The sequence below is a fragment of the Bacillus sp. LR_5 genome, assembly GCF_042709275.1.
Window position 1 is genome coordinate 1 of record NZ_JAVAXX010000007.1, and the last position, 26,395, is coordinate 26,395.

Genomic DNA, 26,395 nt, shown 5'->3' on the forward strand with positions numbered 1-26,395 from the left:
TCGTCAAAGTTGCCGGAGAGATGCCGAATCGGGCCGCTGTGTCTTTTTTCGTGTCATGCTTGCCGTGGGCTTCTTTCCAAATATAACAGATCGCCGCTGCCCAGCCCCTCTCATTTTTCAACGGAGCGGCTGCACGGATTTGCTGGATGACATGGAATACCCAGCAGCTCATGACTTCTGTTTTCATCTCTTCTTTTTCAGCTTGCTCTAATAATTTGACGGTTTGATAAGCAAAAAGTGCATCCTCTGTTACGTCAGCAGCCGCGGAATCTCCATTCAACAGCAGTTTAACAAAATGATTTTCGAAAGGAGCGGTAATTCTCTTTGAGCGTATCACCGCTTCAAGATGCTCCGTTTCTCCCTTTGTGCTGCTGATATAATAGGCTGCGAGACGCTGTTCCACAGATGAAGGAAGAGCTTCCCTCCGCTCAATCCAGGGAGCCGGGCGGTCATCTCCGGGATATTGCGACTCGACTTTTCTCCAAATCGTCTCGGCAAAGTCGGTATGGCCCGTAAAATAAGCGGAGCACGAGAGCCAGTAAAAGAATGTATCGTCACCTTCAAAACCGGTTTTATATAATGATTTGAGCCATTTATATCCGATCTCGTAACGGCCGACAAGCGCCAAAGTGGCCCCCAGTTTATAGCGCTGTTCCAACAGCATCGGATATACATTAGAAAGCTGATCACTCAATTCCGCCACTTTTTCGTCTTCTCTTTCATAATAGTAGAAAACAAGAAGATTGCATAAGGCGTGAAGATTTCCTTCATTATGAGAAAGCACTTCATAAGCGGTTTGCTTCGCTTTTACAACGTTTCCTGAATAGAAATAGGCAAGCGCCAGATTGTTGTATGCTGACCAAAGCTCCGGATATTCTGCTGTGATTTCCTCAAGCGCCGCAACTGCTTCAGCAAGCTGGCCGCTTTCCAGCAATGACTTTGCCCGATCCTGTTTCATCAGCAGTTCATCCTGATCATACAACGAATCCTCAATGCCGTCGTCTCCTAAATCGAGCAAATCAAGCAGACTATCGTTTTCTTCGGCGAACTCACCGTCCGGGTCCGCATCTGAATAAGCGGCCGCTTCTTTATAAGCTTCTTGAAAGAGCCCCAGATGGGCGAAGTTATTCGCTTTAAAGTAATGGCACTCCGGCATTTCGTCCTCCAGATTTGCCATGATATAATCAAGAAGATCGTTCGACTCTTGATACTGGCCCATTTCTGAATAAATGACCGCAAGCTGCGATAGCATCTCTGAATCCTCCGGCTCCAAGTGAACCGCGCGCTGAATCAGTTTGCTTGCCCGTTTCAGATTGCGCTCTTTATACGCTTTCAAGCCTTTATGAAAAAAATATTGTCCATCTTGAAGCAGCTGGACAATTTGTGCGTGATTTTTATGTTCAGAAGTGTGTTTTCCCACAACTACCCTCCGTTTTATACAATATTACCGTCAGTAGTATACCATAAATCATAAGCCCCTCAATAGTTCAAAAGGAAGGATTGGGAAAATCCCTCCGCTTTTTACTGGCTGATTCGACCAAAATTTACCCGGCTTTGTTTTCTAAATCTGCATTCATTTTCAGCTGTTGTTCAGCAAAATCCCTATATAGATCATGGGAAGCCATTAATTCATGATGTGTTCCACGCCCGGTAATTTCTCCTTTTTCAACAAACAAAAGCTGGTCCGCGTCTACAACAGTAGATAAGCGGTGGGCGATGACAATCGTTGTGCGGCCCTCCATCAGCACCTCCAGTGCCTGCTGAACTGATTTTTCAGATTGGCTGTCGAGGCTTGAGGTGGCTTCATCGAGCATAAGAATGCTCGGATCACGAAGAAGCGCTCTCGCAATCGCGATTCTCTGTCTTTGTCCGCCTGACAGCATAATGCCGCGTTCGCCCACCTCTGTATCAAGCTGATTCGGCAGCTCCTTTATAAAATTGAGCGCATATGCCATCTCTGCGGCTTTTTCGATCTCGGCATCTGTAACATCACGTTCTAACCCGTAGCAAATATTTTCTCTGATTGTTCCTGACATTAATGGGCTTTCCTGTGATACATACCCGATGTGCTCCCGCCACGATTCAAGCGAGTAAGTATCAACTGGATCGTCCCCCAGCCGGATGGTCCCTGCAGTCGGAGTATAGAAACGTTCAAGCAGCTTAAACAGCGTCGTTTTCCCGCCGCCGCTCGGGCCGACAATCGCTGTTACTTTTCCTGCTTCAATGACAGCGCTGATCTCTTTCAAGATCAGCTGATCAGGCTTATATCCAAAAGACACACGATCAAGCTGAATAGGCAAATGCGCGTTTTCGATTTGTTTTCCTGTGACTGTATCTTCCTCTTCCTCTGCTAAAATCTCAATCATTCGTTCTGTTGCGCCAATTGATTTTTGGAGCTGTGTGAAGAACGTGGTAATCTGGCCCATCGGCATAATAATTTGAAACAAATATAAAATAAAAGCCACGAGCGCTCCGGCGGTGAGCTCACCTGATGACACCTGCATGCCGCCGTATCCGATAACTGCCACAAGCGCCGCCATTAACACGAGTGAGATGAGCGGGCCGACAAGCGACTGAACCTTTGCTTCACGCACTCCAAGTTTAAATAATGAAGAAATCCCCATCTTCCCGCGCCCATATTCGACATCCTCCGCATTTGAAGCCTTGACGAGTCTGATTTCCGGAAGAATTTGATTCAGCAGGCCTGTAAAACGGGCTGTTTCATCTTGCGTTTCCCGGGAAATGGAGAACATCTTCCGGCCAATCGGTATTAAAATAAGAGCTGCCAGCGGAACGACAACTAACACAAGCAGTGTCAGCTTCCAATTCATAATAAACAAGATTGTCAGTGATCCAATAACAGAAATGATCCCTGTAATAAATCCGCTGATATGGGTTGTAATCAGTTCTTTGACCACCATCGTATCATTCGTTACACGGCTGACTGTTTCTCCGGAAGCGTTTGTATCGAAATAAGAGACAGGGAGCTTAATTAATTTCTTCCATAATAAATCCCGCAGTCCGGAGATGATTTTTTGCCCATTATAGTTAAGTGCATAGGTGGCATAAGCGCTTAAACCGGCCTGAACGAAAAAAACTAGCGCGATCAGCCCGATTTGCGTGCCTGACAGATTTGACATGGAAAATCCGTCGACAAGCTGCTTCGTTAATAATGGAATCAGCAGGCTGACCAGCGTGGTCACAATACTGAGGGCCAGCGCAAAGGCAAGCTTTCCATAAGAAGGATTGGTCTTCTTTACTAATGCAAAAAAGGGTTTCAATTTACTTTTAGATTTTTGTTGCTTGGTTGGCATATATGTTTCCTCCTGTTTCAGCGTTCAGAAAGGTGAAATGGCATAGCAAAAGGATGATTTTTACTCTTTCTCAATCATATCAATGGAGAGAGACTTTTTCAGTATATTTTTGCCATGATGAAAATAAAAATCTCCTACTCATTGTTTGAATAGGAGATTTTTTATATTAGACACCTTTAACAGGCTTCTTTTTTCTGTAAGTCAATGTCACATCCTGCTTTCGCAGGTCTTCAATCACCATTTTGTACCGGTCAACTTTTGCAGTATGTTCTTCTTTTATCATTTGAAGTGCAGCTTTTCGTTTTTCGCTTTTTGATTTAAGCTCTTCTTTTATTTTTTTTACAATCAACCCTTTTTGTCCTTTGATTTCCTCTTTTAGCGAAGACTCAAATTTCTTTGTCAGGCTGAGAATGTCGTTGATTGGTTTATTGAGGGTGCCTGCTTTCCCCTTCATTTCGTCTTGGGTAAGAAACATATAGGTGGTTGATACAATTTCTGTTTCACTTTCTGAAAATAAGGAAGTCACTCTTCATATTCCTCCTAGGGCTGAAAATCAAATAACTGAGAAATCATTTCTTCTTTTTCAAACAACTTTTCAATACTCTCGCGGATATTTTTGATGAAATCTCTTTTTTCTGTTGCCTGTTTTTTTAATTCAGCAACAATTCCATCATTAGCAGGGAGCGCACCTGTGTGGAACGATTCATGAACTGAGATTTTCTCCAATTTATCGAATGTGTGGCTGAAACCGGCTGCAAGCCGGAATTGAAGATCGAAGGCATAATGCGAAGGATTTTCTTCCATATGATGAATAGCCGTGATGATCGCCTGTTTTTTATCTATGAAGTCTTCATCGATTTCCTGACTGTAAACCTTCTGGTACTGAGAAATCGCATCTTCCATATCTTCAACGATCTTCATACCGTTTTGATAGATTCTGACAGCGGATGAGAGATTGACCTTAATCGTTTCTCCCGAGCCGCTCTTTCCTGTAAAGTAAATATCGGAGCCTTTATAGCTGAATCCTTTTTCCTTTGATAATGCGTTCAGCATTTGAACGATGCTGTGGCCGTCGACGATGAGTTTTAATGCGTCTTTTGTTTCTGTGTCGAGTGTTTCTAATGCAGCCTTTAATTCTTTAACACTGCCTACTAACTCACAGACATAATAAACAATTGCAACTACATTATTAGTAGAAAGTGCGTATTTTAACTGTTGATATTGAATTTCTATATCGCTTATCTTATTATTAACAATTTTCAACTGTTTTTTGATACTCTTCTTTTGTGTCTCATCAATATACCCATTCTCTTTAAGCTGATCCACAAATGTCCCGCTATTATTCAAGATAGTATGAAAGAATTTAATAAAGGCCGGCATTTTTTCCCCGATATTTTTAACCATTACCTGTATATCACCAAACCGGTCTTTCACTATTTTCCCTTTCGCCACATTTCCATCAGCACTAAATATACTGCCGACAAGCTCTGCATCTATCCCGGTTGAAGCCATGACAAATCCGTTTAGCCCACCTTTTTTATAGTCATCCGAATACTTTCGCAAAAAGGTTTGGATAGAGCGGACTTCCTCATCAGGAATCTTATCTATAATGCTTCTGATTCCTTTGACATCCGTGTTTGTATCTTTCAGCTTTACATTGCCAAATGTAATAAAATCAGCCTTTCCGCTAACGCCATAAAGCGGGTCATCTTTGGAGATGCGTTGGGTGATGTTTGCTGTTACGCCTTTGTCTTCATAATATTTTTGAATTTCTTTTTTTAACTTTTCTGGCGGGATATCTTTAATATCTTCTAAGCGTCTAATTTGAAATTTATGCATTAACTTATCTCTCAAATTCAAATCAGTTGCTAATAGGTGATCAACGCTTATTTGAGCTCCGTTAACTCCATAAACTTCATCAAATTCCCCATCAATTAATTGAACCATCACCTGATTATTATTAGCCAGTGAGTGACCCATAGCAAAGGTCTTTAAATCATTAGAATCCTTTGTTTCTTTTTTAGCATTTCTTGTAAACTCTTTTGTCGCTTGATACTGGCTGTCATCTATCCCTAAAAAGAGTCCAAAGAAATTGTATGACCAGTCCTTGTTATCAGCACTACCCTCTGAAATAATATGAAGCTGATTAATGTGTTGTTTATCATCCTTAATATAAATAGCTGTACCATCATATCCTGACTCTCTTATTGACGTATCTACTTTTGAATTTTTTTTAATAAGTTCATTAGATGAGTATATTTCCACATTTTCCGGAAGATCTTGATGCGTTTCTTCTTTGTATATTCGGCGTACCTCAGCCTCAAAATCTGTTTTAGCTTTCTTTATTTCACTTTCTTTATCAGCAGCAAATCTTTCTTTATAATCGTACTCTAAGTTAATTAAACGCAGTTTTACATTTTCATTTTCAAATATATTCTTATTTTCCATTTTCTCTATTTCTCCTTTTTAAATTTTAAAAAGGTAATAGAGTCAATTATTTTTTGAACTTTTTTTCTGGCATCTTCTTCTTTAAGTGAACAAGACTCTGCTTCTTTAAAACAGGAAAATCGAAAAGAATACTCTATCCCTAGATAGTCCTCTTTAGAGGACTTAACATAGCCAAAAAATCTATAAGAATAATTGTTCTTTCCCTCTACATCATCAAATACACTTTTCTTTTGAGCATAATACACAATTTTATCAGATAGTTCCCTTTCTTCGTATTTTCCTGTATAGTTGTTTCTTCCGCTTACTATGTCAAGCATTGTATCCTTGTCATTCGCAAAACTTTTGTCTTGATGATAATCCAATTGACCATCATATTGAATATTAGTTTTTTTATTAAAACTATCAAATACTATTGTTTCCTCATTTTCTCCTGTACTTGAAAGATCAGGTACGTACTCCCCATCCTCCGGAAACAACATCCTAAATCCTTTCGACTTAGACTCAAGCAAATAATACCCCGGCTCCTCTTCTTTTGTTGACACCATGTACTCTCTCGTTTTCTCGTCCTGAAACGCAGGAACTTGCGGCAGGTCTTTTGGATCCATATCTTTTGGTTTTACGGCTTCTGTATTGTCATTTTTGGTGTTTTTATCATTGTCGTTCATACTGCATCCTCCTGTCAGGGCAAGTAATAAGCTGAAGCAAATAAAGATGATCTTTTTCATTACGAACCTCCACGGGTATTGTGAGAATAGTATTCTATTTTTACTCTAAAAATAATTCTATTGACCTGGTTAATGAGTGATTAATTTATCCTTTTCCATGTTACAACATGGCGGAATTTGGATAAATAGGAAATCCGACTTGGTTTTACTCTCCTTTTATTAACTAATCATGCAAAACACCTTATGCGCACCTAAATACCTATTACTTTTTTCACAAAACAAAAAGAGCCGTATGATAACGGCTCTTTACTCTTATTTTTCAGAATGTCGTTTCTTCAATACGTCAAGCACATCATCCAGCGGCAGTGCTTGTTCTCTGAGCAGGACAAGCAGGTGATACAGCAGGTCTGCCGCTTCCCATTTGAGTTCCTCGTGGTCTCGGTTTTTCGCGGCGATGATGACTTCGGATGCTTCTTCACCAACTTTTTTCAAAATCTTATCGACGCCTTCTCGGAAAAGGTAAGTGGTGTAAGCTCCTTCAGGCATTTCCGCTTGGCGTTCCGCGATCACGCGCTCCAGCTCGTTAATGATGTCGAATCGGCCCGCAGCCTGTTCTTCTGTTTGTTCCTTTGTAAAACAGCTGTAGCTGCCAGTGTGGCATGCCGGTCCGGACGGTTCTACGAGCACGATCAGCGCGTCTTGGTCGCAGTCATACCGAATACCCTTAACGGCTTGCGTGTTCCCTGAGGTTTCTCCTTTGCGCCATAACTCTTGACGCGAGCGGCTGTAAAACCATGTTTCTTTCGTTTCCAGCGTTTTTTCGTACGATTCCTTGTTCATATAGGCAAGTGTCAGCACTTCTTTGCTTACCGCATCCTGCACGATGGCAGGAATTAATCCATCCTCATTAAAACGCAGTTCATCTGCCTGTTTCATCTCACATTCACCCCGTGCTCTTTCAAGTATGATTTCACTTCTTTCATTGATGTTTCTTTATAATGAAAAATAGAGGCGGCCAGCGCGGCGTCGGCTTCTCCTTTTGTAAAAGCCTCAAGCATATGCTGCGCGTTTCCCGCTCCTCCCGAGGCGATAACAGGTACGGGGACAGTTTCAGAAACAAGCTTTGTCAGCCTGTGATCAAAGCCTTTTTTCTCACCGTCAGAGTCCATGCTTGTCAGCAATATTTCTCCTGCGCCGCGTTTGACGCCTTCTTTTGCCCATGCTGTGACTTCCCAATCTGTTTTCTTTCTGCCGCCGTGCGTGTAGACCTTATATGTGCCAGATTCCTGGTCATACTTGGCATCGATGGCAAGTACGATGCATTGCGAACCGAAAAACTCGGCTCCTTCCGTAATCAGCTCAGGCCGGAGAACAGCTGCCGTGTTCACAGAAACTTTATCTGCGCCGGCACGCAGAATCGTTTTCATATCGCTGAGCTGATTGATGCCGCCGCCGACTGTAAACGGAATCGCAAGCTTCGCGGCAACCTGCTCCACCACATCAACCATCGTTTTTCGTCCTTCATGCGAGGCGGAAATATCGAGAAAAACCAGTTCATCCGCGCCTTCTTGGTCATACACTTCCGCCAATTCAACAGGGTCACCGGCATCTTTTAATTCGAGAAATTGAATTCCTTTGACAACGCGTCCTTCTTTGACATCAAGACATGGAATAATCCGTTTTGTGATCATTTGCGTTTCACCCTTTCAAGCGCCTCGTTCAGCGTAAACTGATTGGTATACAGCGCTTTTCCGATGATCGCTCCAGAAACGCCGTCCGCCTGACAGCGGGCGAGGGCTTCGAGATCCGCGACGGAACTGACTCCGCCGGAAGCAATCACAGATTTCCCCGTTTCCTTAGCAAGCTCGACCGTGCTTTCAATATTTGGGCCTGACAGCATTCCGTCTGTCGCAATGTCAGTAAAAATAAAAACTTCCGCTCCTTCATTGGCAAGCTCTTTGCCTAGTTCAGCTGCCTTAAGGGTTGATGTTTCCAGCCATCCCTCAGTTGAAACAAAGCCGTTTCTCGCGTCCAATCCGATTGCAATTTTCTCGCCATATTGTTTCAGCATTTTTTTTACAAACGGAGGGTTAGAAACAGCTGAACTTCCCAGGATTACTCGATCGACTCCTGCTGATAAGTATTCATAGACGTCACTTTCGGAACGGATCCCGCCGCCGATTTCCACTTTCAGATCCAGCTTTTGCGAAATTTCGATCACATGACGGTCATTTACTCTTTTTCCTTCTTTTGCGCCGTCAAGATCAACGAGATGGATCCATTCGGCACCCTCACTCGCAAATAACGAGGCCATGTCGTATGGTGAATCGCCGTATATCGTTTCCTTACTATAATCTCCTTGAACAAGGCGGACACATTTGCCGTTTCTCATATCAATTGCCGGATATAATGTAAAAGCACTCATTTTTTCACCTTCTGTTCTGCTACCATTTTTGTGAATTGGGTTAGGATGGACATTCCGACCGTGCTGCTTTTTTCCGGATGAAATTGGGCGCCGAAGACGTTCCCTTTTCCGACTACAGCAGGCACCCGCACACCATAATCAGCGCTTGCCAGAAGCGCGTTCTCCTCCATCCCGTCAATATAATACGAATGCACGAAATAAGCGTAGCCTTCTTCTGTTTCAGCCAGCAGCGGAGATTCGTTATGAAAGGAAAGGCGATTCCAGCCCATATGCGGAACCTTCAGCTTGTTTCCTTCCTCGTCTTCTGCTTTCAGTCTGACTGCTTTTCCTTTTAACAGCCCAAGGCCTGACGCGGTCCCGTTTTCTTCGCTTTGATCAAATAAAAGCTGCATGCCGAGGCAGATCCCGATAAGCAGTCTTCCTTCTGAGACCATATCGCGAATCAATTGATCGAGCTTCGCGTTGCGCAAATTGTCCATCGCATCTCCAAATGAACCGACTCCCGGCAAAATGAAGGCATCAGCTTCTTTCAGCTCCTCCGGCTTTTCAGAAACAAAATACGGCACGCCGACACGCTCAAGCGCCTTTGAGACACTGTATAAATTGCCCATTCCGTAATCTATCACGCCGATCATTTACAGCATCCCTTTCGTTGATGGTATCCCTTTAACACGCGGATCGATCGTAGTCGCTTCATCAAGCGCACGTCCAAGCGCTTTAAAAACAGCTTCAATCATATGGTGGGTGTTTGTGCCATAATGAACGATGACGTGCAGGTTCATTCGTGCTTCAAGCGCCAGCTTCCACAAAAATTCATGTACAAGCTCCGTATCGAATGTGCCGACTTTAGATGATGGGAAGTCTGCGCGCATTTCCAAGTGCGGCCGATTGCTTAAATCTATGACGACTTGAGCAAGCGCCTCGTCCATCGGCACAAACGCCGATCCGTAGCGTTTGATTCCTTTTTTATCGCCCAAAGCTTCTAGCAGCGCCTGCCCTAAGCAGATGCCGATATCCTCAGTCGTGTGGTGATCATCTATATCAACATCGCCTTTTGCGTTAATCGAAAGATCGAATTGCCCGTGTTTCGTGAATAAATCCAGCATATGCGTCATAAACGGTACGTCTGTTTTGATATCAACTTGTCCCTCACCGTCTATTGCGAATGCCAGCTCAATATCTGTTTCGTTTGTTTTTCTTGCGCGTTCCGCTTTTCTCATTTTGAATTCCTCCGTTCTCTTGCTTCGATTGATCTGGCATGGGCTTCTAATCCTTCAAGTCTGGCAAAAGCCGCGATGCTTTCGGCATGTTCTTCAAAGGCTGATTGGCTGTAAGAAATAATGCTCGATTTCTTTTGAAAATCCGTTACGTTTAATGGACTTGAAAATCTCGCTGTCCCATTTGTCGGAAGCACGTGATTCGGTCCGGCAAAATAATCTCCGACAGGCTCAGGGCTATATCTGCCTAGGAAAATTGCACCCGCATGTTTGATTCTGCCAAGCAAAGCTTCGGGAGACTGTGTGATGATTTCTAAATGCTCCGGTGCAAGCGTATTGACAGTGTCAATCGCTTCATCCATTGTTTCCGCCACATAGATACAACCATAATCACTCACTGAAGCGTCCGCTATTTCTCTTCGCGGCAAGGTTTTCAGCTGCTCCTTCACCTCTGCTGAAACCGCCTCGGCCAGCTCCATGGAATCTGTGACAAACACACACGAGCTGAGCTTATCGTGTTCCGCCTGTGACAGCAGGTCGGCTGCAATTTCGCTCGGAATCGCTGTTTCATCAGCCAGCACAACGATTTCACTCGGTCCGGCAATCATATCAATATCGACATCGCCGAATACCTCTCGTTTGGCAAGCGCGACATAAATGTTTCCCGGACCTGTGATTTTGTCTACCGGCTCAATGGTTTCGGTTCCGTACGCCAGCGCCGCAATCGCCTGAGCGCCGCCCATTTTGTAAATATCTTTTATGCCCAGCTCAGCAGCAGCGACTAAAACCCCTGGAGATAGCTGTCCGTCTCTTCCCGGAGGCGTCACAAGAACGATTCTATCCACACCGGCTGTCAGCGCTGGAATGACATTCATCAAAACAGATGAAGGATATGCAGCCGTTCCCCCTGGCACATATACGCCGGCGGAATCAAGCGCCGTCACTTTCTGCCCCAGCATTGTGCCGTCCTTTCTATGATAAAACCATGAGGATTGCAGCTGTCTTTCATGATATTCCCTAATATTTTCGATTGCCTGCCTAATCACCTGAAGCAGCTGTGAATCCAGTAAGGTGTATGCTTCCTCAATTTCTTCTTTTGTGACCAGCGGGCTGTCTATTTCGATGCCGTCAAATCTCGCCGTATAGCTGCGGACCGCCTGATCACCGTTTGCTTTGACATCTTCAATAATAGATCGAACCGCTTTTCTTTGCTCTTCCGTTCCGGCATCTATGGACCGCTTCAGAGAAAGCCGTTCAGCGCCGCTGATGGTTTTGATCTTCATTTTGCCGTTTCTCCTTCCACTACGAGAGATAAGCGGGATGCCATTTCGTCAATCACATCGTCTTTCATGCGATAGCTCACCGGGTTGACGATAAATCGGGAAGTAATGTCGCAAATGTGCTCCGTTTCAACAAGCCCGTTTTCTCTCAGCGTCTGTCCCGTGGAAACGATGTCCACAATTCGGTCCGCAAGCCCAATAAGCGGTGCCAGCTCAATTGAACCGTTGAGCTTAATGATTTCGACTTGTTCTCCCTGCTCTCTGAAATAACTGGAAGCCACATTCGGATACTTTGTCGCGATCCTTGGCGCTACGCCGCTCCAGTCTGTATTCGGAAGTCCGGCGACTGCCAAGTGGCATTTGCTGATGTTCAAATCCAGCACCTCATACACATCGCGTTCCTCCTCCAGCATGACATCCTTGCCTGCAATTCCGACGTCTGCCACGCCATGCTCCACATATGTGGTCACGTCCATCGGCTTAGCTAATATAAAACGGAGATTTTCCTCAGGCACATCGATGATCAGTTTTCTCGAGTCGTCAAACTCCTCAGGGAGCTTGTAACCAGCCTGCCGCAGCAGCCCTGCCGCTTCTTCAAATATCCGGCCCTTTGGCATCGCCATTGTGAGTAACTTACCCATTTTGCTCTTCCTTTCTGGCACCGATAAAATAGGTGACGTTTGCAAAAGATTTTGTCATCTGATCGATATTTTCAATTCCCGATAAATCTTGAAGAACCACTTTGTTCCCTTTCATACGTTCTTCATTCGCATAAGCGATGGCTTGCGCCCGCTGCTCTTTGCTGAAAATAACAGCGTCAATGTCACAAGGTTCGTCTTTCAAATGAAGCGCTTCAATCAGCCGGTCGATCCGAAGCCCGAAGCCAGTTGCAGGCGCGGGTGAATCAAAATGACCCAGAAGCTTGTTATAACGGCCGCCGCTTCCAATGACAAAGCCGACATTTTCGGCGTACACTTCAAATAAAATCCCTGTGTAATAGCTCATGTGGCTAACCATATTCAGATCAAGGCGGACATTTTCCGTACATCCGTAATCCTCAAGAATGTCCCACAGCGCCTTCAGCTCATCAACCACGCTTTTTCCTTGTGCAGAATCGACGATTTCCTCAGCACGTCCGCAAACTTCTATGCCGCCCCGCAATTCAAGAAGCTCAAGCAGCCTGCTTTTATCAATGGAGGAAAGCGGGAGAGACTTGACATGTTCTCTGTAGCCGACGTAGTTCTTCTCGTATAAAAACCTCCGCAGCACATCAGCGCGTTCAACGTTTCCGAGCACCTCAACAAACAGGGCATCCGCAATACCGGCGTGGCCGATGGCAATTTTAAAGGAAGCAAGCCCGGCGCTTTTTAACGCACCGATTACTAATGCAATGACCTCCGCATCAGCGCTTGTCGTGCCGTCACCGATTAATTCCACTCCGACCTGCTCGAATTCGGCGGGACGGCCGCCTTCGCGTTCCTGAGCCCTGAATACATTTGCCGCATAGCCGACTCTGAGCGGATGATCGTGTTTCAGAAGCTTTGATGCCGCCACCCTTGCGATCGGTCCTGTCATATCTGGGCGAAGCACCAATGTCTTACCGTCCTGATCAAGAAGCTTAAACAGCTGCTGCTCTTCAATCGCTGACTGTACGCCAACGGTATCGTAAAACTCCAGTGTCGGCGTTTCCATAAATTGATATCCCCATTTATCTATCAAATCGGTTAACGATTGTCTCACCTTTTTTTTCGTTTCGTATAAACCGGGCAGTGTATCTCTCATGCCGTGCGGTTTCTCAAACATAAACATCAACCCGAGCACCTCCGTTGCATTGTTTGAAGGAAAATTCCGAATCCTTTAGTTCGCTAATATGATAATATGTTAGCAGATGAAAGAATGAAAATCAATGCTTAACTTCAGTCAAGATATTTTTAGTTCAGATATCCTCCTCCCAATTATGAAAAAATCATGAATAAATGATTAAAGGTACGTAATATCTCAAATTCTTTATGTTTGGCATGCTATAATACAAATCAAATAGAGAACAAGGAGATAAAGATGAAAACACTGCGAACTCTATGTGTACTGATGATTCTTTCAGGCGTTATTTTTTTCGGACTTAAAATAGATGCAAAAGATATAGATATTCCTTTTTTGAACAGCCTTAAAAAAGTGGTTTCTGATAGCAATACGGGCACAGCCGCGAACAGCAAAAAGGTGCTGAAAGGAAGCGCCGAACCACTTGATGTCATCCTTTACAATCAAATGGACGCGCCTCGGCTCTATAACGGCTGTGAAGTAACAAGCCTTGCGATGGTGCTGAATTACGCGGGATACGACGTGACAAAAAACACCCTGGCTAACCAGATAGCCATAGTGCCTTTGACATACAGCAGCGGATTAAAAGGTGATCCGAATGACGGATTTGTCGGGGATATGGCGAATGGACCGGGTCTCGGTGTCTATCATGGACCGATCTATCAGTTGGCGAAAACCTATGCCGGAGACAAAGTGTCTGACCTGACTGGAAAAAGCATTTCTGCTGTTTATGAACAGCTTGAGAAAGGCAATCCTGTTTGGGTCATTACGACCGCCAACTTTACGCCGGTTGACAACATGCAGACATGGAAAACGCCAAACGGAACAATAGATATCACGTACAGTGAACACAGTGTCGCCGTTACAGGATATGATGAAAAATACGTGTATCTCAATGATCCGTATGGCTACAAAAACAGAAAAACTGACAGAACGAGCTTTGAAAAAGCGTGGGAACAAATGGGCAGCCAAGCCGTTGTGATTCAAAAGTAAACTGCTGAAAACTGTTCGCTTTCACAGTGCCTATGCTCTACCCTGAGCAAATACGACAATATTCATGCTTTTTATTTCAATCGGTAATATCGATTCATTTTCCATTTATCATCCAAAATTGTCTTTACTTTCAGGCTGTCTGTTTTTATGATTAAAGCAGATTCAGCCTTGCCCCGATCGATGTGAGAGAAGCCGGTGCAAGACGCTGAGGCTTCTCTTACAAAAATTAAAGATATCCGGGGAGGATTTTATCATTGAAAAAAATCGTGTCTATCCTATTTATGTTCAGTTTGGTTATGGGTTTCAGCCAGTTTCAATCATCAACCGCTTTTGCAGCTGACAAAGTGGTTCACGAAACAATTATCGTACCAAAAAATACAACATATGACGGGAAGGGACAGCGGTTTGTAGCAGGGAAAGAATTAGGTGACGGAAGCCAGTCCGAAAATCAGGAACCTGTTTTTCGTGTAGAGGATGGAGCAACTCTGAAAAATGTGGTGCTCGGCACACCTGCTGCTGATGGCGTGCACACTTATGGAAACGTTAACATTCAGAATGTGAAGTGGGAAGATGTTGGCGAGGATGCGTTAACGGTGAAGAAGGAAGGAAAAGTGACCATCGACGGCGGCTCTGCCCAAAAAGCGTCAGATAAGATTTTCCAAATCAATAAAGCCAGCACATTCACAGTGAAAAACTTCACTGCAGACAATGGCGGAAAGTTCATTAGACAGCTTGGCGGTTCAACCTTCCACGTTGATGTGATCATTGACAAGTGCACCATCACGAACATGAAAGAGGCGATATTCCGGACAGACAGCAAAACAAGCACGGTTAGAATGACAAATACACGATACTCCAATGTCGGCCAAAAATGGATTGGCGTTCAGCATATTTACGAAAACAATAATACTCAATTTTGAATATAAAAAAGTCCGCTGATGTTTATTCAGCGGGCTTTTTCAATCTTTCTTGCATTTCTTCCTTCGTATAGATGATCCTCATCGGATTTCCGCCGACAAAAGCCCCGGCAGGCACATCTTTATGGACAAGTGTTCCGGCGGACACAACTGCGCCATCCCCTATTTCCACACCGGGCAGAATAGTCGTGTTGGCACCGATCATCACTTCGTCTCCGATCAGGACTTTGCCGATCCGGTATTCTTGAATCAAATACTCATGGGCCAAAATGGTCGTATTGTACCCGATGATTGTATTTGTTCCGACTGAGATCTTTTCCGGAAACATAATATCCGGCATCACCATGAGGGCAAAGGAAGTCTGCTTTCCAACCTTCATCCGCAGAAATGTACGGTACAGCCAGTTTTTCATCCCTATAAACGGTGTATATCTCGCAATTTGAATGACAATAAAATTTTTGACAACCTTTAAAAAAGGCACCGTTTGATAGACATGCCATAGTGAGTTAGCCCCCGAGACCGGATGACGATCTGTTTTTCTCACAGATTACTTCACTCCAACGATTTGTAATAGATCACTCATTTTCTCAAGCATATAATCAGGCTCATGCTTCGCCAGTGTTTCCGGCCCTTTAATCGTCCATGCGACTCCAGCCGTTTTTGTCCCGGCGTTTTTCCCTGACAGCACATCATGGTAATTATCTCCTACCATAATGGCTTCCGCCGGCTCGCTTCCCAGCTGTTTCAGCGCTAAAAGCACAGGCTCGGGATCAGGCTTTGCCATCGTCACATCATCAAGGGTAACGACCGTTTCAAAGAATTCGCCGATTCCCGTCAGCTTGAGGCCCATATTGACAGTATCTCTTAATTTCGTTGTCACAATCCCTAATTTAAAGCCGGCTTTTTTTAATGCATCCAGGGTTTCATACACCGTTTCATATTCAGTCACGAGTGTATCATGCATGTCATGATTGTACGCTCTGTACATGGCGATCATATCATCGCATTTATCAGCGTCCATCGAGGAGAATGTGTCAAAAAGAGACGGCCCGATAAACGCGAGAACGTCTTCTCGTTTATACTTGCTCGGGTAATAATGCTCCAGTGTATGCAAAAAGGACGCGATAATTAATTCATTCGTATTAATAAGAGTTCCGTCTAAATCAAACAGAATCGTCGTTACTCGTTTGTCACTCATATTGCTTCCTTTCCAACCGCTGAGGGTTTCCATTTTTTCCATGTGTGCGCAATAGCCATTGTCAGCAGCACTGCGGTGGTGACACGAATCAGAAGAAGAGGCCAGATCGGTATGCCGAGCGGAATAAAGACAAGTGTATCTTCCACCACCGCGTGGCAGGCAACGAGAAAAATAAATGCCAATGTCATATCCCGTCTGCTCACGCCGTCGTCCTCGACAGCTTTGATCATAACACCCGCTCCGTAGGCCAGACCGATCGTCAGTCCCGCCACCATTGTCATGGACGTATTTTTATTCATGCCAAGCAGCTGCGTAAACGGAGACAGCCACCTCGAAAACCGATGCAGCCAGCCTAAATCTCTTAAAAACTGAATGATGATCATCAGCGGGATCACTATTGCCGCCAGCTGCAAAACACCAAGTCCAGCTTTCGTTAAAGCTTCGGCCAGCATTGCCAGCCAGCCGTCAGGGGCCGCACTCTTCGCGGTGATAAAACCGTACTGCGCCGTTTCCTGTCCGCCATGCCAGATGAGGTTGATGACGATCGCTGACACAGCGGCCAAACCGATGCGCACCGCCAAAATAACACCAATTCTGATACCGACCTTTGCGGCAACTGTCGATTCGATAATCAAGTTATGACAGAATGAAAGCATTACAGCTAAAATAAAGACTTCCTTCACAGATAAATCCAATGTCAAAATTCCGGCAATTCCTGCATACAGATTCAGCATATTTCCCAGTACAAGCGGAATGGCCGCTTCACCCGAAAGCCCGAACAGGCCCATAACCGGTGTGATCAGCCGTACAAGCCAATCCATGACAGGTGTATGCTGAAGCAAAGTGACCAATAGTGTTACCGGGAAAATGACTTTACCAAGTGTCCATGTTGTTTGAAGCCCCGCCGTTAGACCGGCCAGAAAGATCTTCTTCATCCCTCATCCCCCTTTGTTGACGTCTACTCTGCGTACCGCTCCTTCGAGTATCCCTTGACGCGTCTGAAGATGATGGCTGCCACAGCCAAAACAATCAATACGATTGAAATCACCTGAGCGATGCGAAGTGCATCAGTCAGCATTAAGCTGTCAGTCCGCATTCCTTCAATAAAGTATCGTCCGATTGAATACCAAATGATATAGATCAAGAACATCTCGCCTCTACGCAAATTTGCTTTGCGCAAGAACAGCAAAATGATGACGCCGACAAAGCTCCATAGTGATTCATATAAAAAAGTAGGGTGATAATATTGTCCATCAATGTACATTTGATTGATAATAAATTCAGGCAGGTGCAGGCTTTCTAAAAAGGCTCTGCTGACTGCCTCACCGTGCGCTTCCTGATTCATGAAGTTTCCCCAGCGGCCGATCGCCTGGCCGAGTAAAATGCTTGGCGCGGCAATATCCGCAAGCTTCCAGAACGAAAGGTTTTTCACTCTCGAAAACACATAACCTGTTAAAATGGCGCCGATCAATCCGCCGTGAATGGCAATGCCGCCTTTCCAAATCTTAATGATTTCTCCGGGATGTGCCGCATAATAATCCCATTCAAATGCAACGTAATAAATTCGTGCGCAAATAATCGCAATCGGAATGGCAAACAGGACAAGATCGATAAACGTATCTTTCTGCAGCCCCCGTTTCTCACTTTCCCTCATCGCAATCCAAAGCCCAAGCAAAGCGCCGAGACCGATAATGATTCCGTACCAATGGACGGCCAACGGCCCTAGCTGAAACGCTATCGGATTGAGTGGTTCTATCGCTTCATTCATTTAACGCCAACTCCTATTCGTCTTGTTCACTGTCTTCAATGACATCCGCCAGCTTATTGGTAAATTGCTCAGCGGCGTTCAGCCCCATCCGCTTCAATCTGAAGTTCATTGCTGCCACTTCGATGATGACTGCGAGATTTCGGCCCGGACGGACAGGAATCGTCAGTTTTGTAATTTCTGTATCAATGATTTTCATGGTTTCTTCCTCAAGCCCGAGACGGTCGTATTGCTTGCCCTGCTCCCAAAGTTCAAGATTCATGACAATCGTAATCCGTTTATTGCTTCTGACCGCACCGGCACCAAACAGCGTCATCACGTTGATAATGCCAAGCCCTCTGATTTCAAGGAGATGCTCAATTAATTCAGGAGCGTTTCCGACAAGGGTATCCTGATCCTCCTGCCGAATTTCAACGCAATCATCGGCAACGAGGCGGTGGCCCCTTTTCACAAGCTCCAGCGCGGTTTCACTTTTCCCGACGCCGCTCTTTCCTGTGATCAGCACGCCGACACCGTATATATCCACAAGCACACCGTGAATGGCTGTGGTTGGCGCAAGTCTGCTCTCAAGGAAGTTGGTCAACCGGCTTGACAGCCTGGTCGTTTTCAGCGGCGATCTGAGGACAGGCACGCCGTTTTTCTCAGAAGCGTCAATCAGCTCCTGCGGGATAGGCATATCTCTAGAAAGAATAATAGCTGGTGTTACATCCGTGCACAGAGAATCCATTCGCTGCTTTTTATCCTCTTCCGGCAGCTGTTCAAAGAAAGAAAGCTCCGTTTTTCCGAGAAGCTGCACGCGCTCTCTCGGGTAATATGTAAAATATCCGGCAATTTCAATGCCTGGTCTTGATAAGTCACTCATTGTAATCGGGCGGTTAACTCCTTCTTCTCCGCTGATTAATTCCAAATTGAACTGTTCCATTACGTCTTTTGTGCGAACCTTTGCCACGATATGTTCCTCCTGTTCCGGGCTGCCCCGAGCTTGCTCACAATAATTTCATTTTATCACTTTCGGGCTTGAACCTAAAACAGATTTTATAAAAGACAGGAAAACGCCTTAGCTGGTCTAGATCACTAGTCTGAAAAGGGGTAAAATAAATGTATTCATATTCCAGAAAGGCGGATCACCTATGGCAGAAAGTCTTCTTATCAAAGGCATCGCGATCGTGACAGAAAACGAAGTAATCAAAAATGGCTATGTCGGAATCAATGAAGGAAAAATCAGCACAATCTCAACAGAACGTCCTAAAGAGTCTTATTCAAAAGAGATTCAAGCACCGGCAGATTCCGTTTTGCTTCCCGGGATGATTGACATTCATATTCACGGCGGCTATGGCGCAGATACAATGGATTCAAGCTTTTCAGCCCTCGACACCATGTCGTCAAGGCTGCCCGAAGAAGGCACGACGAGCTTTTTGGCAACAACGATTACTCAGGAACATGGGCACATTTCTCAAGCTTTGGTAAATGCAAGAGATTGGAAAGCAGCTGAGGAATCCTCTTTATTAGGTGCGGAACTGCTCGGCATTCATTTAGAGGGCCCCTTTGTTTCACCTAAAAGAGCCGGAGCGCAGCCAAAGGAATGGATCAGGCCTTCGGATGTTGCGCTTTTCAAAAAGTGGCAGCAGGAGGCGGGCGGTCTGATCAAAATTGTCACACTCGCGCCGGAAGAGGACCGGCATTTTGAACTGATCCGCTATTTGAAAGACGAATCGATTATCGCATCGATGGGGCACACAGATGCCGACTCCGCATTACTGTCGGAGGCCGCGAAAGCAGGCGCGAGCCATATGACCCATCTTTACAACGCGATGAGCCCGTTTCATCACCGAGAGCCCGGAGTGATCGGAACGGCACTTGCCCATGATGGGTTTATGGCAGAGCTTATTGCCGACGGCATCCACTCCCATCCTTTAGCGGCAAAGCTTGCTTTCTTGGCAAAAGGCAGCACCAAGCTCATTTTAATTACCGATTCAATGCGGGCAAAAGGCCTGAAAGACGGCGTATATGAGTTCGGCGGCCAAAGTGTGACGGTAAGAGGAAAAACAGCTCTTCTTTCAGACGGAACACTTGCCGGTTCGATCCTCAAAATGAACGAAGGCGCACGGCATATGCGTGAGTTTACAAATTGTTCTTGGACGGATATAGCTAATATAACTTCTGCAAACGCGGCCAAACAGCTGGGCATCTTTGACCGAAAAGGCAGTGTGACAGAGGGAAAAGATGCGGATCTTGTCATTGTCAGCAGTGATTGCGAGGTGATTCTCACCATTTGCCGCGGAAACATTGCATTTATATCCAAGGAGGCTGACCAGATATGAAAGTAATAGAATGTCAAACATATGAAGAGCTAAGCCAAAAAGCAGCCAAAATAGCGGCAGACACAATCAAGGAAAAACCTGACGCCGTTCTCGGTTTAGCGACAGGCGGCACACCGGAAGGCACGTATCGCGAGCTGATCCGCCTGCACCAAACTGAGAATCTCTCATTTCAAAACGTCACCACGGTTAATTTGGATGAATACGCCGGACTTTCAAGCGATGACCCGAACAGCTATCACTTCTATATGAATCATCGTTTTTTTCAGCATATCGATAGCCTTCCAAACCGGCATTTTATCCCGAATGGAAATGCAGACGACCTGGAAGCCGAATGCAGACGGTACGAACAAGTAGTCGAATCCCTCGGCGGCACTGACATTCAGCTTCTCGGCATCGGCCGAAACGGACATATCGGCTTTAACGAACCGGGAACGCCTTTCAAGTCGCGGACACACGTTGTGACCTTAAATGAACAAACCCGCCAGGCGAATGCCAGATATTTTCCTTCAATAGACAGTGTGCCAAAAAAAGCGCTCACAATGGGAATCCAGACGATTCTCACAAGCAAGCGCATTCTGCTGCTTATTTCCGGCAAAAGCAAGGCAGAAGCAGTGAAAAAGCTGTTAGAAGGAGACATAAGTGAAGATTTCCCTGCATCTGCTTTGCACCTGCATTCCGATGTAACGGTTTTGATTGATCGTGAAGCAGCGGCATTAAGACCTTGAAAGGAACATGCTGACTTATGAAGATCGATAAACAATCGCCTATTCCGATTTATTATCAGATTATGGAACAATTAAAAGCCCAAATGAAGAGCGGAGAGCTGCTGCCGGATATGCCTCTTCCCTCTGAGCGTGAATATGCCGAACAATTTGGGATCAGCCGGATGACGGTTCGCCAGGCTCTTTCTAATTTAGTCAATGAAGGCTTTCTCTATCGCCTTAAAGGGCGGGGAACCTTTGTCAGCAAGCCAAAAATGGAACAAGCACTCCAAGGGCTGACAAGCTTTACCGAGGATATGAAAAGCCGCGGGATGACACCGGGCAGCAGGCTCATTGACTACAAGCTTATTGATTCAACGGAGGGGCTCGCCGCTATATTAGGTTGCGGGCACCCCTCCCCTATCCATCAAATCACTCGGGTGCGACTGGCAAATGATATTCCGATGGCGATCGAATCCTCGCATATTCCGTTTGAGCTTGCGGGTGAATTAAATGAATCGCATTTTCAGTCTTCGATTTACGAGCATATTGAAAGGTACAACAGCATACCGATTTCCAGTGCAAAACAGGAGCTTGAACCAAGCGCTGCAACATCTCAAGAAGCAAGCATTCTCGGCATTCAAAAGGGGGCGCCTGTCCTGTTAATCAAACGAACAACATATTTACAGAACGGAACTGCTTTTGAACATGCCAAATCTGTATACAGAGGCGACCGTTATACATTTGTCCACTATATGGATCGGCTTTCATAAAAAAACCTCCAATCCTTTTTAAGGATTGGAGACATGGCGAAAATCTAACTGGTCTGGCGCCGGACGATATGTCTCTTTTTTCGTCTTGAACTTCCAGATCGGTGATTTCGTTTTGCCGTTAAAACTGTCTTCTACAATGATGTACCAATAATAAACAGAATGCGGCTCGAGATGATCCCAGCGGAATTCAGCAGTATCCCCGCTCTTCACTTGCTCCCGTTTTCCGAGCTCTTCATTGGTATATACATTACACTCAAAATAATCGGTTTCCACCTTTTTGATCCTCGGCTTCAAATCAAGCGAAAGAGAAAACTCATCCTTGTCACCGTGGGTATCCGCATCATAGTAGTTTTTATCTTGTAAATGCGGAGAGTACGTCGACACATGCACCATATCATTCGCCTGGTCAAATTGCAGCAAACGCAAATACCCTTGCCCGCCTTCTGGCCCGCCCTGATAATCGGCCAGCATTTGATGCACGAGGCGATCCGGTTTTCCATCACCATCATCATCAAGCTCATCAGTTTTTCTCATCGCACTATGATAATGTCCGCTTAACACCAGCACGACATTCGGATTCGGCTTCACGACTTTTTTAAATATTTTCTCTCCGATCGGGCTTCTGTTTCCGCTGACCAGCAAATACTCATGAAAAGCTAAAACAGCCATCCGGTCAGGGTGCTTCTTCAGTACCTGATTCATCCATGCGATGTCTTCATTGGTAATGCCCCATCCCATGTATAGCATGATGTAATCATTGCCGTTGCTTGAAATCAGGTCGTAATGCCCTCGGTTATTTTTATAGGAACCGCCATAATGCAATTTTTTATCAAAACGATCACTGCCAAAGTATTTGCCAAACGCCCTGTAGGAGCCGTCCTTATGCCCGACATCGTGGTTACCGGCCAGCACGCCGTAAGGAATCCCGCTTTTATCCAGAACGGACATTGACCGATTCGCGTTTTTCCACTGTCTGATATCAGCTGAATCATCTACAATATCACCCGTGTGAAACACATATTTGATATTGAGTTGCTTTTGATTATCTTTTATCCATGCAGTTTGTTTATCAAAAATATGCGGATAGCTTTCGGCGTAATACTGTGTATCGGACATCCAGACAAATGTGTACATATCTTTCGCAGGAGGAATTTCATCCTGTACGATCACATTCATCTTCGACTTCCGTACAAAATCGGAGGAGATCACAGACGCCTTCAGCATAAACGGTTTGTCATTCTTTGCAACAAAGCTGTCAACCGGCTGCCACTCGTTTGTCCGATAATTCCAAACATACATCGTCACCTTTCTCCCCGGCAAAGAACTTCCCTTCCAGACTGCTTCCGCCAAGTCATTCTCATCAACTGACGGATCAACCGCCACTTCAAAGCGATGATAAGGGAAAAGTTCCTTCTTTTCTGTCGATACTGTTTTTCCGTCAGCAGCAGATACCCTCTCCAATTCTTTATTCGTAAATGGGGTCTCACTTTCCGGCACAAAGCTTTTCGGCGGTTCAGTCAGTGACGCATGCTTGAATATTTTCACATTGTTTCGCGCTGTATATTGAAATCCTCTATAAAAAGCGACATCCATGGCGTCATTCGTCGGATCCTTCACCCGCACAGAAAGCTTAGCCCTATGCGTGTCGGCTTCGCTGTCTATGACCTCCGGCTGATCTGGATGCTCTCGTTCTGTTTTAAACGTCCGCTCAATGACTGTTTTATTGCCCGCGAGATCCGTTGCTGTCACTTTTAGCGAATGTTTTCCCGGCAAAAGTTCAGAAGATGACGTATGGTATGGGAGTGTAATGCTTTCACCATCTAAAGACGCCTTCACTTCCTCAATTTTGCTCCATTTATCATACATATCCGCCTGCAGAATGAGGTTTCCTTTGTACGTTTGTCCCTCGGTGATATTCGGCTCAATGTGAGGCCCTGAATTATCTACCCGCACAACCAAGCTTACATTTTCCTTGCCGTCGCTCGCTTGAATATGGTGAACCCCTTCAGAAAGCTTTGATGTATCCCACTCCAGCAGCTGTGACGTAAACAGTCCGTCAGGCAGATTGAATTGAAATTGCCAGCTTTTATTCGAGCGCTGATTATCTCCAATAAAGAGTTCCTTCTCAGGAGAAACCCTCTGATCCCTGATCACCGTACCATCCGATAACACCAGTCGGGCGTTTTTGACTAAGAAATCATCACGGTTTTCAGCCGTATCAAACGGCGATACCTTTGAACCTGATCGTATCGTAATATGCTGCAGCTGCTTCCCTTTGCGAAGCAGCGTCTCCGGCAATGGAACAGAATAGGTGCGGTATTTATTTGTCGTATCATCGAACACCTTTAATACTTTGCCTTCCATCGTTACCGCGTTTTTAAAGTAAAGATTCGTTTTTCTCGTATCGAACGCAAAATACACTTCTTTTTCCATAGCGGGCTCTGTCACTTGTTTTTTTCCGTCAATCCACAGCCTAATGCTGTCAGTGCGCCCGTCTGTCGTCGCTTTTAGAAACTGAGTTCCCGATAGCGTATCTCTGTTTTCAATATTCATCCGCAAACCGTGCGACTTGCTTGTTTGTTTAATATCAATCATTTTGACCGGGGTTCTTGCTTCATTGATCCCGTCCCCTGCAGTCACGTAATACTCAAGCTGATCCTTCCCGATCAGTTCAGGCGAATACACAATATAATGATAGAGATTGTCGTTGCGGTCTTTTTCAGCGAAAATGCGCTTAAACGGTTTGTTTTCATCTGTCCGATAGTAGAAAGCCGCCGTTTTCACAAGACTGCGATCCCGTATGTCAGCACGCAGCTCAATGCTTTCAGCAGGACGGACAGGCTTGCGATCAGTCAAATCCTCAATGACTGGTTTTTCTTTATCAAGCTTGATTTTTCGTTTCTGCTCAGGCACCTGCGCCTGTAATACAGTTCCGGGGGACGGATTCTTTTCTCCGATTGAAATATTGAGAAGTTCTGCGGTACCGTCCATCGGATACTTGTAAAGCACAGACGACAGCCGGCGCAGCGCATGTTTCCGATAATGTGCAACCGAAATATCTTTTCCTGTATTCGTTGATATCACGGCTGCCCGCGGTCTGGTATTGGCCATGCCCTCTGTCTCTTCTATCACCGCAAGATTTTTCCCTTCCGTTAATTGTGTCTGATAATATCGATTGAAATCCTCCGTCGTCAATTCTGGATGTCCGGCAGGCTTCAGCCAAAACACAAACGTTTCACCGGATGGAATCGTGATCTTTTTTTCCGGTCTCCAAATCAGATCGGAGTCAGGCCCTTCTTTCGGATAGCGGTAACGGATGTGATAGTCTTTAAAATCAATCGTTCTGTCAGTCGTATTATAAATCTCAATAAATTCATAACCGTCTGCACGTCCAATGTTCTTTGTATCAACCGCTAGTTCTGTGATCAGAAGCTCCGGGATATGGGCAAGATCAGCCTGATATCCTTCGAGCTTCAGTTTCTTCATCTCCGACTCGACCCGCTGCTTCCCATTGGAAACCACAATGTAATACTCAAGCTCGCTGTTCCAAATCAATCGTTTCGGAATTTGCGCGAAAAACTTGCGGACCGCTCCAGGTGTCGGATCCATCGGCACCATTTTGTAGCCCAGCTCATTACTTTGTTTATAAAACAGAAAGGCAGAAAATGCTTGATACTCATTGTCACGCACTTGAGCCTCAATCATCAGATTGCTTTTCATTTCAGCTTTCACATCGATTTGAGGAGGATTTTCAAGCAAGGGTATGTAATGAGGCGTTTGGAATGGTTCCTGATTTATAACAGGAAAAGCTTTCGGTTCATGATGGCCGCCAGACAAAACTGAAAGAAAAGACAAGAATAAAGAAGCAATAACAGTGTATTTCCTCATCAAAACACCTCCCTTTTCATGTATTTTGCGTCTGAACAGGGAAGCTTATGAGTTCATTTTTGTGCATAAAGAACAAAAAAGCGTCTGCCTCTTGAAGATTCCACTATTACCCAGTAAACTAAGGATAGTTAACCAGTTAACAATTAAATCAGAGAGGCAAATTGATGGACAACAGTATTCATGATGAATTAATTCAAGCTATACAACAATTCGCTTTAAAAAGGGATAAACGTGTCATGCAAAAAGTACAGATACCATCCCGCGACATGTCCTCAGAACATCCCGAACATCTCAGAAAAGAATGGACATTGACCCAGCTTCACATTGTTTCCTGTATACATACCAGCCAAAATGTGAACAACAGCTTCTTAGCATCCCGCTTACACATCTCAAAAGCCGCTGTTTCAAAAGCAGTTCAAGCTTTGTTGAAACACAATATCATCACAGTGACAAAAAAGCCCGGCAACAAAAAAGAAATTTTTTATACGCTAACTGAAAGCGGCAGAGAACTGGCGGCATTACATGAACAGCTTCATGAGAAAGCAAAGGAGCAATATAAACAGCTCTTCAATGAATTTTCAATTGATGATTTAAAAACAGTGACTGCGTTTTTCAACTTGTGGGTAAAACATATGTAAAAAAAGCCTCCCCCGCATGGGAGAGACCTTTGAA

At 44.9% G+C, this 26,395-nt stretch carries 25 protein-coding genes; 6 read left to right on the top strand and 19 right to left on the bottom strand.

What is annotated here, in order from left to right:
• The 13 genes from RAC86_RS02850 to RAC86_RS02910 form a co-directional block, all read right to left on the bottom strand.
• A partial coding sequence (locus tag RAC86_RS02850; protein WP_377885371.1) for a tetratricopeptide repeat protein occupies positions 1–1,420 on the bottom strand: 1,420 nt, incomplete at its 3' end.
• A gap of 124 nt (positions 1,421–1,544) precedes the next feature.
• Positions 1,545–3,314: a multidrug resistance ABC transporter ATP-binding protein/permease BmrA gene (gene bmrA / locus RAC86_RS02855; protein ID WP_061187859.1), complete on the bottom strand. Its 1,770-nt coding sequence runs from the start codon at positions 3,312–3,314 to the stop codon at positions 1,545–1,547.
• Between the two features lie 166 nt (positions 3,315–3,480).
• Positions 3,481–3,840, bottom strand: coding sequence for a hypothetical protein (locus RAC86_RS02860; RefSeq protein ID WP_072565329.1), 360 nt, complete (start codon positions 3,838–3,840; stop codon positions 3,481–3,483).
• Positions 3,841–3,854: 14 nt separating this feature from the next.
• A complete protein-coding gene (locus tag RAC86_RS02865; protein ID WP_072565330.1) occupies positions 3,855–5,762 on the bottom strand; it encodes a DUF6792 domain-containing protein in 1,908 nt (635 codons plus the stop codon).
• A gap of 5 nt (positions 5,763–5,767) precedes the next feature.
• Positions 5,768–6,487: a lipoprotein YvcA gene (locus RAC86_RS02870; RefSeq protein WP_072565331.1), complete on the bottom strand. Its 720-nt coding sequence runs from the start codon at positions 6,485–6,487 to the stop codon at positions 5,768–5,770.
• Positions 6,488–6,739: 252 nt separating this feature from the next.
• Complete coding sequence (gene hisIE, locus RAC86_RS02875; RefSeq protein ID WP_072565332.1) at positions 6,740–7,363, bottom strand: bifunctional phosphoribosyl-AMP cyclohydrolase/phosphoribosyl-ATP diphosphatase HisIE; 624 nt, start codon at positions 7,361–7,363, stop codon at positions 6,740–6,742.
• A complete protein-coding gene (gene hisF / locus RAC86_RS02880) occupies positions 7,360–8,118 on the bottom strand; it encodes an imidazole glycerol phosphate synthase subunit HisF (RefSeq protein ID WP_044454616.1) in 759 nt (252 codons plus the stop codon). Before hisF ends, hisIE begins: the two co-directional genes overlap by 4 nt.
• Entirely contained in the window at positions 8,115–8,852 is a 738-nt protein-coding gene (hisA, locus tag RAC86_RS02885; RefSeq protein WP_014115294.1) for a 1-(5-phosphoribosyl)-5-[(5-phosphoribosylamino)methylideneamino]imidazole-4-carboxamide isomerase, read from the bottom strand. The genes hisF and hisA overlap by 4 nt, the downstream gene beginning before the upstream one ends.
• Entirely contained in the window at positions 8,849–9,487 is a 639-nt protein-coding gene (gene hisH, locus RAC86_RS02890) for an imidazole glycerol phosphate synthase subunit HisH (protein WP_072565333.1), read from the bottom strand. Before hisH ends, hisA begins: the two co-directional genes overlap by 4 nt.
• Positions 9,488–10,072: an imidazoleglycerol-phosphate dehydratase HisB gene (hisB, locus tag RAC86_RS02895; protein ID WP_014115296.1), complete on the bottom strand. Its 585-nt coding sequence runs from the start codon at positions 10,070–10,072 to the stop codon at positions 9,488–9,490.
• On the bottom strand, positions 10,069–11,352 hold the full coding sequence (gene hisD, locus RAC86_RS02900; protein ID WP_072565334.1) for a histidinol dehydrogenase: 1,284 nt from the start codon (positions 11,350–11,352) through the stop codon (positions 10,069–10,071). Before hisD ends, hisB begins: the two co-directional genes overlap by 4 nt.
• Positions 11,349–11,990, bottom strand: a complete 642-nt coding sequence (gene hisG / locus RAC86_RS02905; RefSeq protein WP_041521078.1) for an ATP phosphoribosyltransferase — start codon at positions 11,988–11,990, stop codon at positions 11,349–11,351. The genes hisD and hisG overlap by 4 nt, the downstream gene beginning before the upstream one ends.
• A complete protein-coding gene (locus tag RAC86_RS02910; protein WP_072565335.1) occupies positions 11,983–13,158 on the bottom strand; it encodes an ATP phosphoribosyltransferase regulatory subunit in 1,176 nt (391 codons plus the stop codon). The genes hisG and RAC86_RS02910 overlap by 8 nt, the downstream gene beginning before the upstream one ends.
• A 249-nt stretch (positions 13,159–13,407) precedes the next feature.
• Between RAC86_RS02910 and RAC86_RS02915 the strand changes: the two genes are divergently transcribed.
• Positions 13,408–14,160 (top strand): C39 family peptidase, encoded by a 753-nt coding sequence (locus tag RAC86_RS02915; protein WP_072565336.1) that lies wholly within the window; start codon positions 13,408–13,410, stop codon positions 14,158–14,160.
• Between the two features lie 254 nt (positions 14,161–14,414).
• A complete protein-coding gene (gene pelC / locus RAC86_RS02920; RefSeq protein ID WP_003235401.1) occupies positions 14,415–15,080 on the top strand; it encodes a pectate/pectin lyase PelC in 666 nt (221 codons plus the stop codon).
• A gap of 22 nt (positions 15,081–15,102) precedes the next feature.
• On the opposite strand, the gene hprF is transcribed toward pelC, so the two are convergent.
• From hprF to hprK, 5 genes are read right to left on the bottom strand one after another with little or no spacing between them, the layout of a single operon-like run.
• Positions 15,103–15,621 carry a heptaprenylglyceryl phosphate O-acetyltransferase gene (hprF, locus tag RAC86_RS02925; protein WP_003219790.1) on the bottom strand — a complete coding sequence of 173 codons (519 nt, stop codon included), beginning with the start codon at positions 15,619–15,621 and terminating at the stop codon, positions 15,103–15,105.
• A gap of 3 nt (positions 15,622–15,624) precedes the next feature.
• Positions 15,625–16,275 (bottom strand): pyrophosphatase PpaX, encoded by a 651-nt coding sequence (gene ppaX, locus RAC86_RS02930; RefSeq protein WP_014115303.1) that lies wholly within the window; start codon positions 16,273–16,275, stop codon positions 15,625–15,627.
• Positions 16,272–17,210: a nucleoside recognition domain-containing protein gene (locus RAC86_RS02935; RefSeq protein ID WP_072565337.1), complete on the bottom strand. Its 939-nt coding sequence runs from the start codon at positions 17,208–17,210 to the stop codon at positions 16,272–16,274. Before RAC86_RS02935 ends, ppaX begins: the two co-directional genes overlap by 4 nt.
• 23 nt (positions 17,211–17,233) lie before the next feature.
• Positions 17,234–18,043 (bottom strand): prolipoprotein diacylglyceryl transferase, encoded by an 810-nt coding sequence (gene lgt / locus RAC86_RS02940; protein WP_014115305.1) that lies wholly within the window; start codon positions 18,041–18,043, stop codon positions 17,234–17,236.
• 13 nt (positions 18,044–18,056) lie between these two features.
• Positions 18,057–18,989: an HPr(Ser) kinase/phosphatase gene (gene hprK / locus RAC86_RS02945; RefSeq protein ID WP_014115306.1), complete on the bottom strand. Its 933-nt coding sequence runs from the start codon at positions 18,987–18,989 to the stop codon at positions 18,057–18,059.
• 181 nt (positions 18,990–19,170) lie between these two features.
• Between hprK and nagA the strand changes: the two genes are divergently transcribed.
• Genes nagA through RAC86_RS02960 form a run of 3 tightly spaced genes read left to right on the top strand, consistent with a single transcriptional unit; the run spans position 19,171 to position 21,835 of the window.
• Positions 19,171–20,361 (top strand): N-acetylglucosamine-6-phosphate deacetylase, encoded by a 1,191-nt coding sequence (gene nagA, locus RAC86_RS02950; protein WP_072565338.1) that lies wholly within the window; start codon positions 19,171–19,173, stop codon positions 20,359–20,361.
• Positions 20,358–21,086: a glucosamine-6-phosphate deaminase gene (nagB, locus tag RAC86_RS02955; protein WP_014115308.1), complete on the top strand. Its 729-nt coding sequence runs from the start codon at positions 20,358–20,360 to the stop codon at positions 21,084–21,086. Before nagA ends, nagB begins: the two co-directional genes overlap by 4 nt.
• Before the next feature lie 17 nt (positions 21,087–21,103).
• Positions 21,104–21,835, top strand: coding sequence for a GntR family transcriptional regulator (locus RAC86_RS02960; protein ID WP_061187843.1), 732 nt, complete (start codon positions 21,104–21,106; stop codon positions 21,833–21,835).
• A gap of 18 nt (positions 21,836–21,853) precedes the next feature.
• Here RAC86_RS02960 and RAC86_RS02965 read toward each other — a convergent pair whose 3' ends face one another.
• Positions 21,854–25,723: a lamin tail domain-containing metallophosphoesterase family protein gene (locus RAC86_RS02965; protein ID WP_072565339.1), complete on the bottom strand. Its 3,870-nt coding sequence runs from the start codon at positions 25,721–25,723 to the stop codon at positions 21,854–21,856.
• A gap of 164 nt (positions 25,724–25,887) precedes the next feature.
• On the opposite strand from RAC86_RS02965, the gene RAC86_RS02970 reads away from it, so the two are divergent.
• Positions 25,888–26,361: a MarR family transcriptional regulator gene (locus RAC86_RS02970; RefSeq protein WP_061187841.1), complete on the top strand. Its 474-nt coding sequence runs from the start codon at positions 25,888–25,890 to the stop codon at positions 26,359–26,361.
• The last annotated feature ends 34 nt before the right edge of the window (positions 26,362–26,395 follow it).

Excerpts from the sequence above, each read along its gene's own strand:
- ppaX (WP_014115303.1), bottom strand. The coding sequence starts at position 16,275 with ATGAGTGACAAACGAGTAACGACGATTCTGTTTGATTTAGACGGAACT.
- RAC86_RS02935 (WP_072565337.1), bottom strand. The coding sequence starts at position 17,210 with ATGAAGAAGATCTTTCTGGCCGGTCTAACGGCGGGGCTTCAAACAACA.
- RAC86_RS02970 (WP_061187841.1), top strand. The coding sequence starts at position 25,888 with ATGGACAACAGTATTCATGATGAATTAATTCAAGCTATACAACAATTC.
- RAC86_RS02965 (WP_072565339.1), bottom strand. The coding sequence starts at position 25,723 with ATGAGGAAATACACTGTTATTGCTTCTTTATTCTTGTCTTTTCTTTCA.
- nagA (WP_072565338.1), top strand. The coding sequence starts at position 19,171 with ATGGCAGAAAGTCTTCTTATCAAAGGCATCGCGATCGTGACAGAAAAC.
- RAC86_RS02865 (WP_072565330.1), bottom strand. The coding sequence starts at position 5,762 with ATGGAAAATAAGAATATATTTGAAAATGAAAATGTAAAACTGCGTTTA.
- RAC86_RS02960 (WP_061187843.1), top strand. The coding sequence starts at position 21,104 with ATGAAGATCGATAAACAATCGCCTATTCCGATTTATTATCAGATTATG.
- hisA (WP_014115294.1), bottom strand. The coding sequence starts at position 8,852 with ATGAGTGCTTTTACATTATATCCGGCAATTGATATGAGAAACGGCAAA.
- RAC86_RS02870 (WP_072565331.1), bottom strand. The coding sequence starts at position 6,487 with ATGAAAAAGATCATCTTTATTTGCTTCAGCTTATTACTTGCCCTGACA.
- bmrA (WP_061187859.1), bottom strand. The coding sequence starts at position 3,314 with ATGCCAACCAAGCAACAAAAATCTAAAAGTAAATTGAAACCCTTTTTT.
- hisG (WP_041521078.1), bottom strand. The coding sequence starts at position 11,990 with ATGGGTAAGTTACTCACAATGGCGATGCCAAAGGGCCGGATATTTGAA.
- hisB (WP_014115296.1), bottom strand. The coding sequence starts at position 10,072 with ATGAGAAAAGCGGAACGCGCAAGAAAAACAAACGAAACAGATATTGAG.
- hisF (WP_044454616.1), bottom strand. The coding sequence starts at position 8,118 with ATGATCACAAAACGGATTATTCCATGTCTTGATGTCAAAGAAGGACGC.
- hisIE (WP_072565332.1), bottom strand. The coding sequence starts at position 7,363 with ATGAAACAGGCAGATGAACTGCGTTTTAATGAGGATGGATTAATTCCT.
- RAC86_RS02915 (WP_072565336.1), top strand. The coding sequence starts at position 13,408 with ATGAAAACACTGCGAACTCTATGTGTACTGATGATTCTTTCAGGCGTT.
- nagB (WP_014115308.1), top strand. The coding sequence starts at position 20,358 with ATGAAAGTAATAGAATGTCAAACATATGAAGAGCTAAGCCAAAAAGCA.
- lgt (WP_014115305.1), bottom strand. The coding sequence starts at position 18,043 with ATGAATGAAGCGATAGAACCACTCAATCCGATAGCGTTTCAGCTAGGG.
- hisD (WP_072565334.1), bottom strand. The coding sequence starts at position 11,352 with ATGAAGATCAAAACCATCAGCGGCGCTGAACGGCTTTCTCTGAAGCGG.
- hisH (WP_072565333.1), bottom strand. The coding sequence starts at position 9,487 with ATGATCGGCGTGATAGATTACGGAATGGGCAATTTATACAGTGTCTCA.
- RAC86_RS02910 (WP_072565335.1), bottom strand. The coding sequence starts at position 13,158 with ATGTTTATGTTTGAGAAACCGCACGGCATGAGAGATACACTGCCCGGT.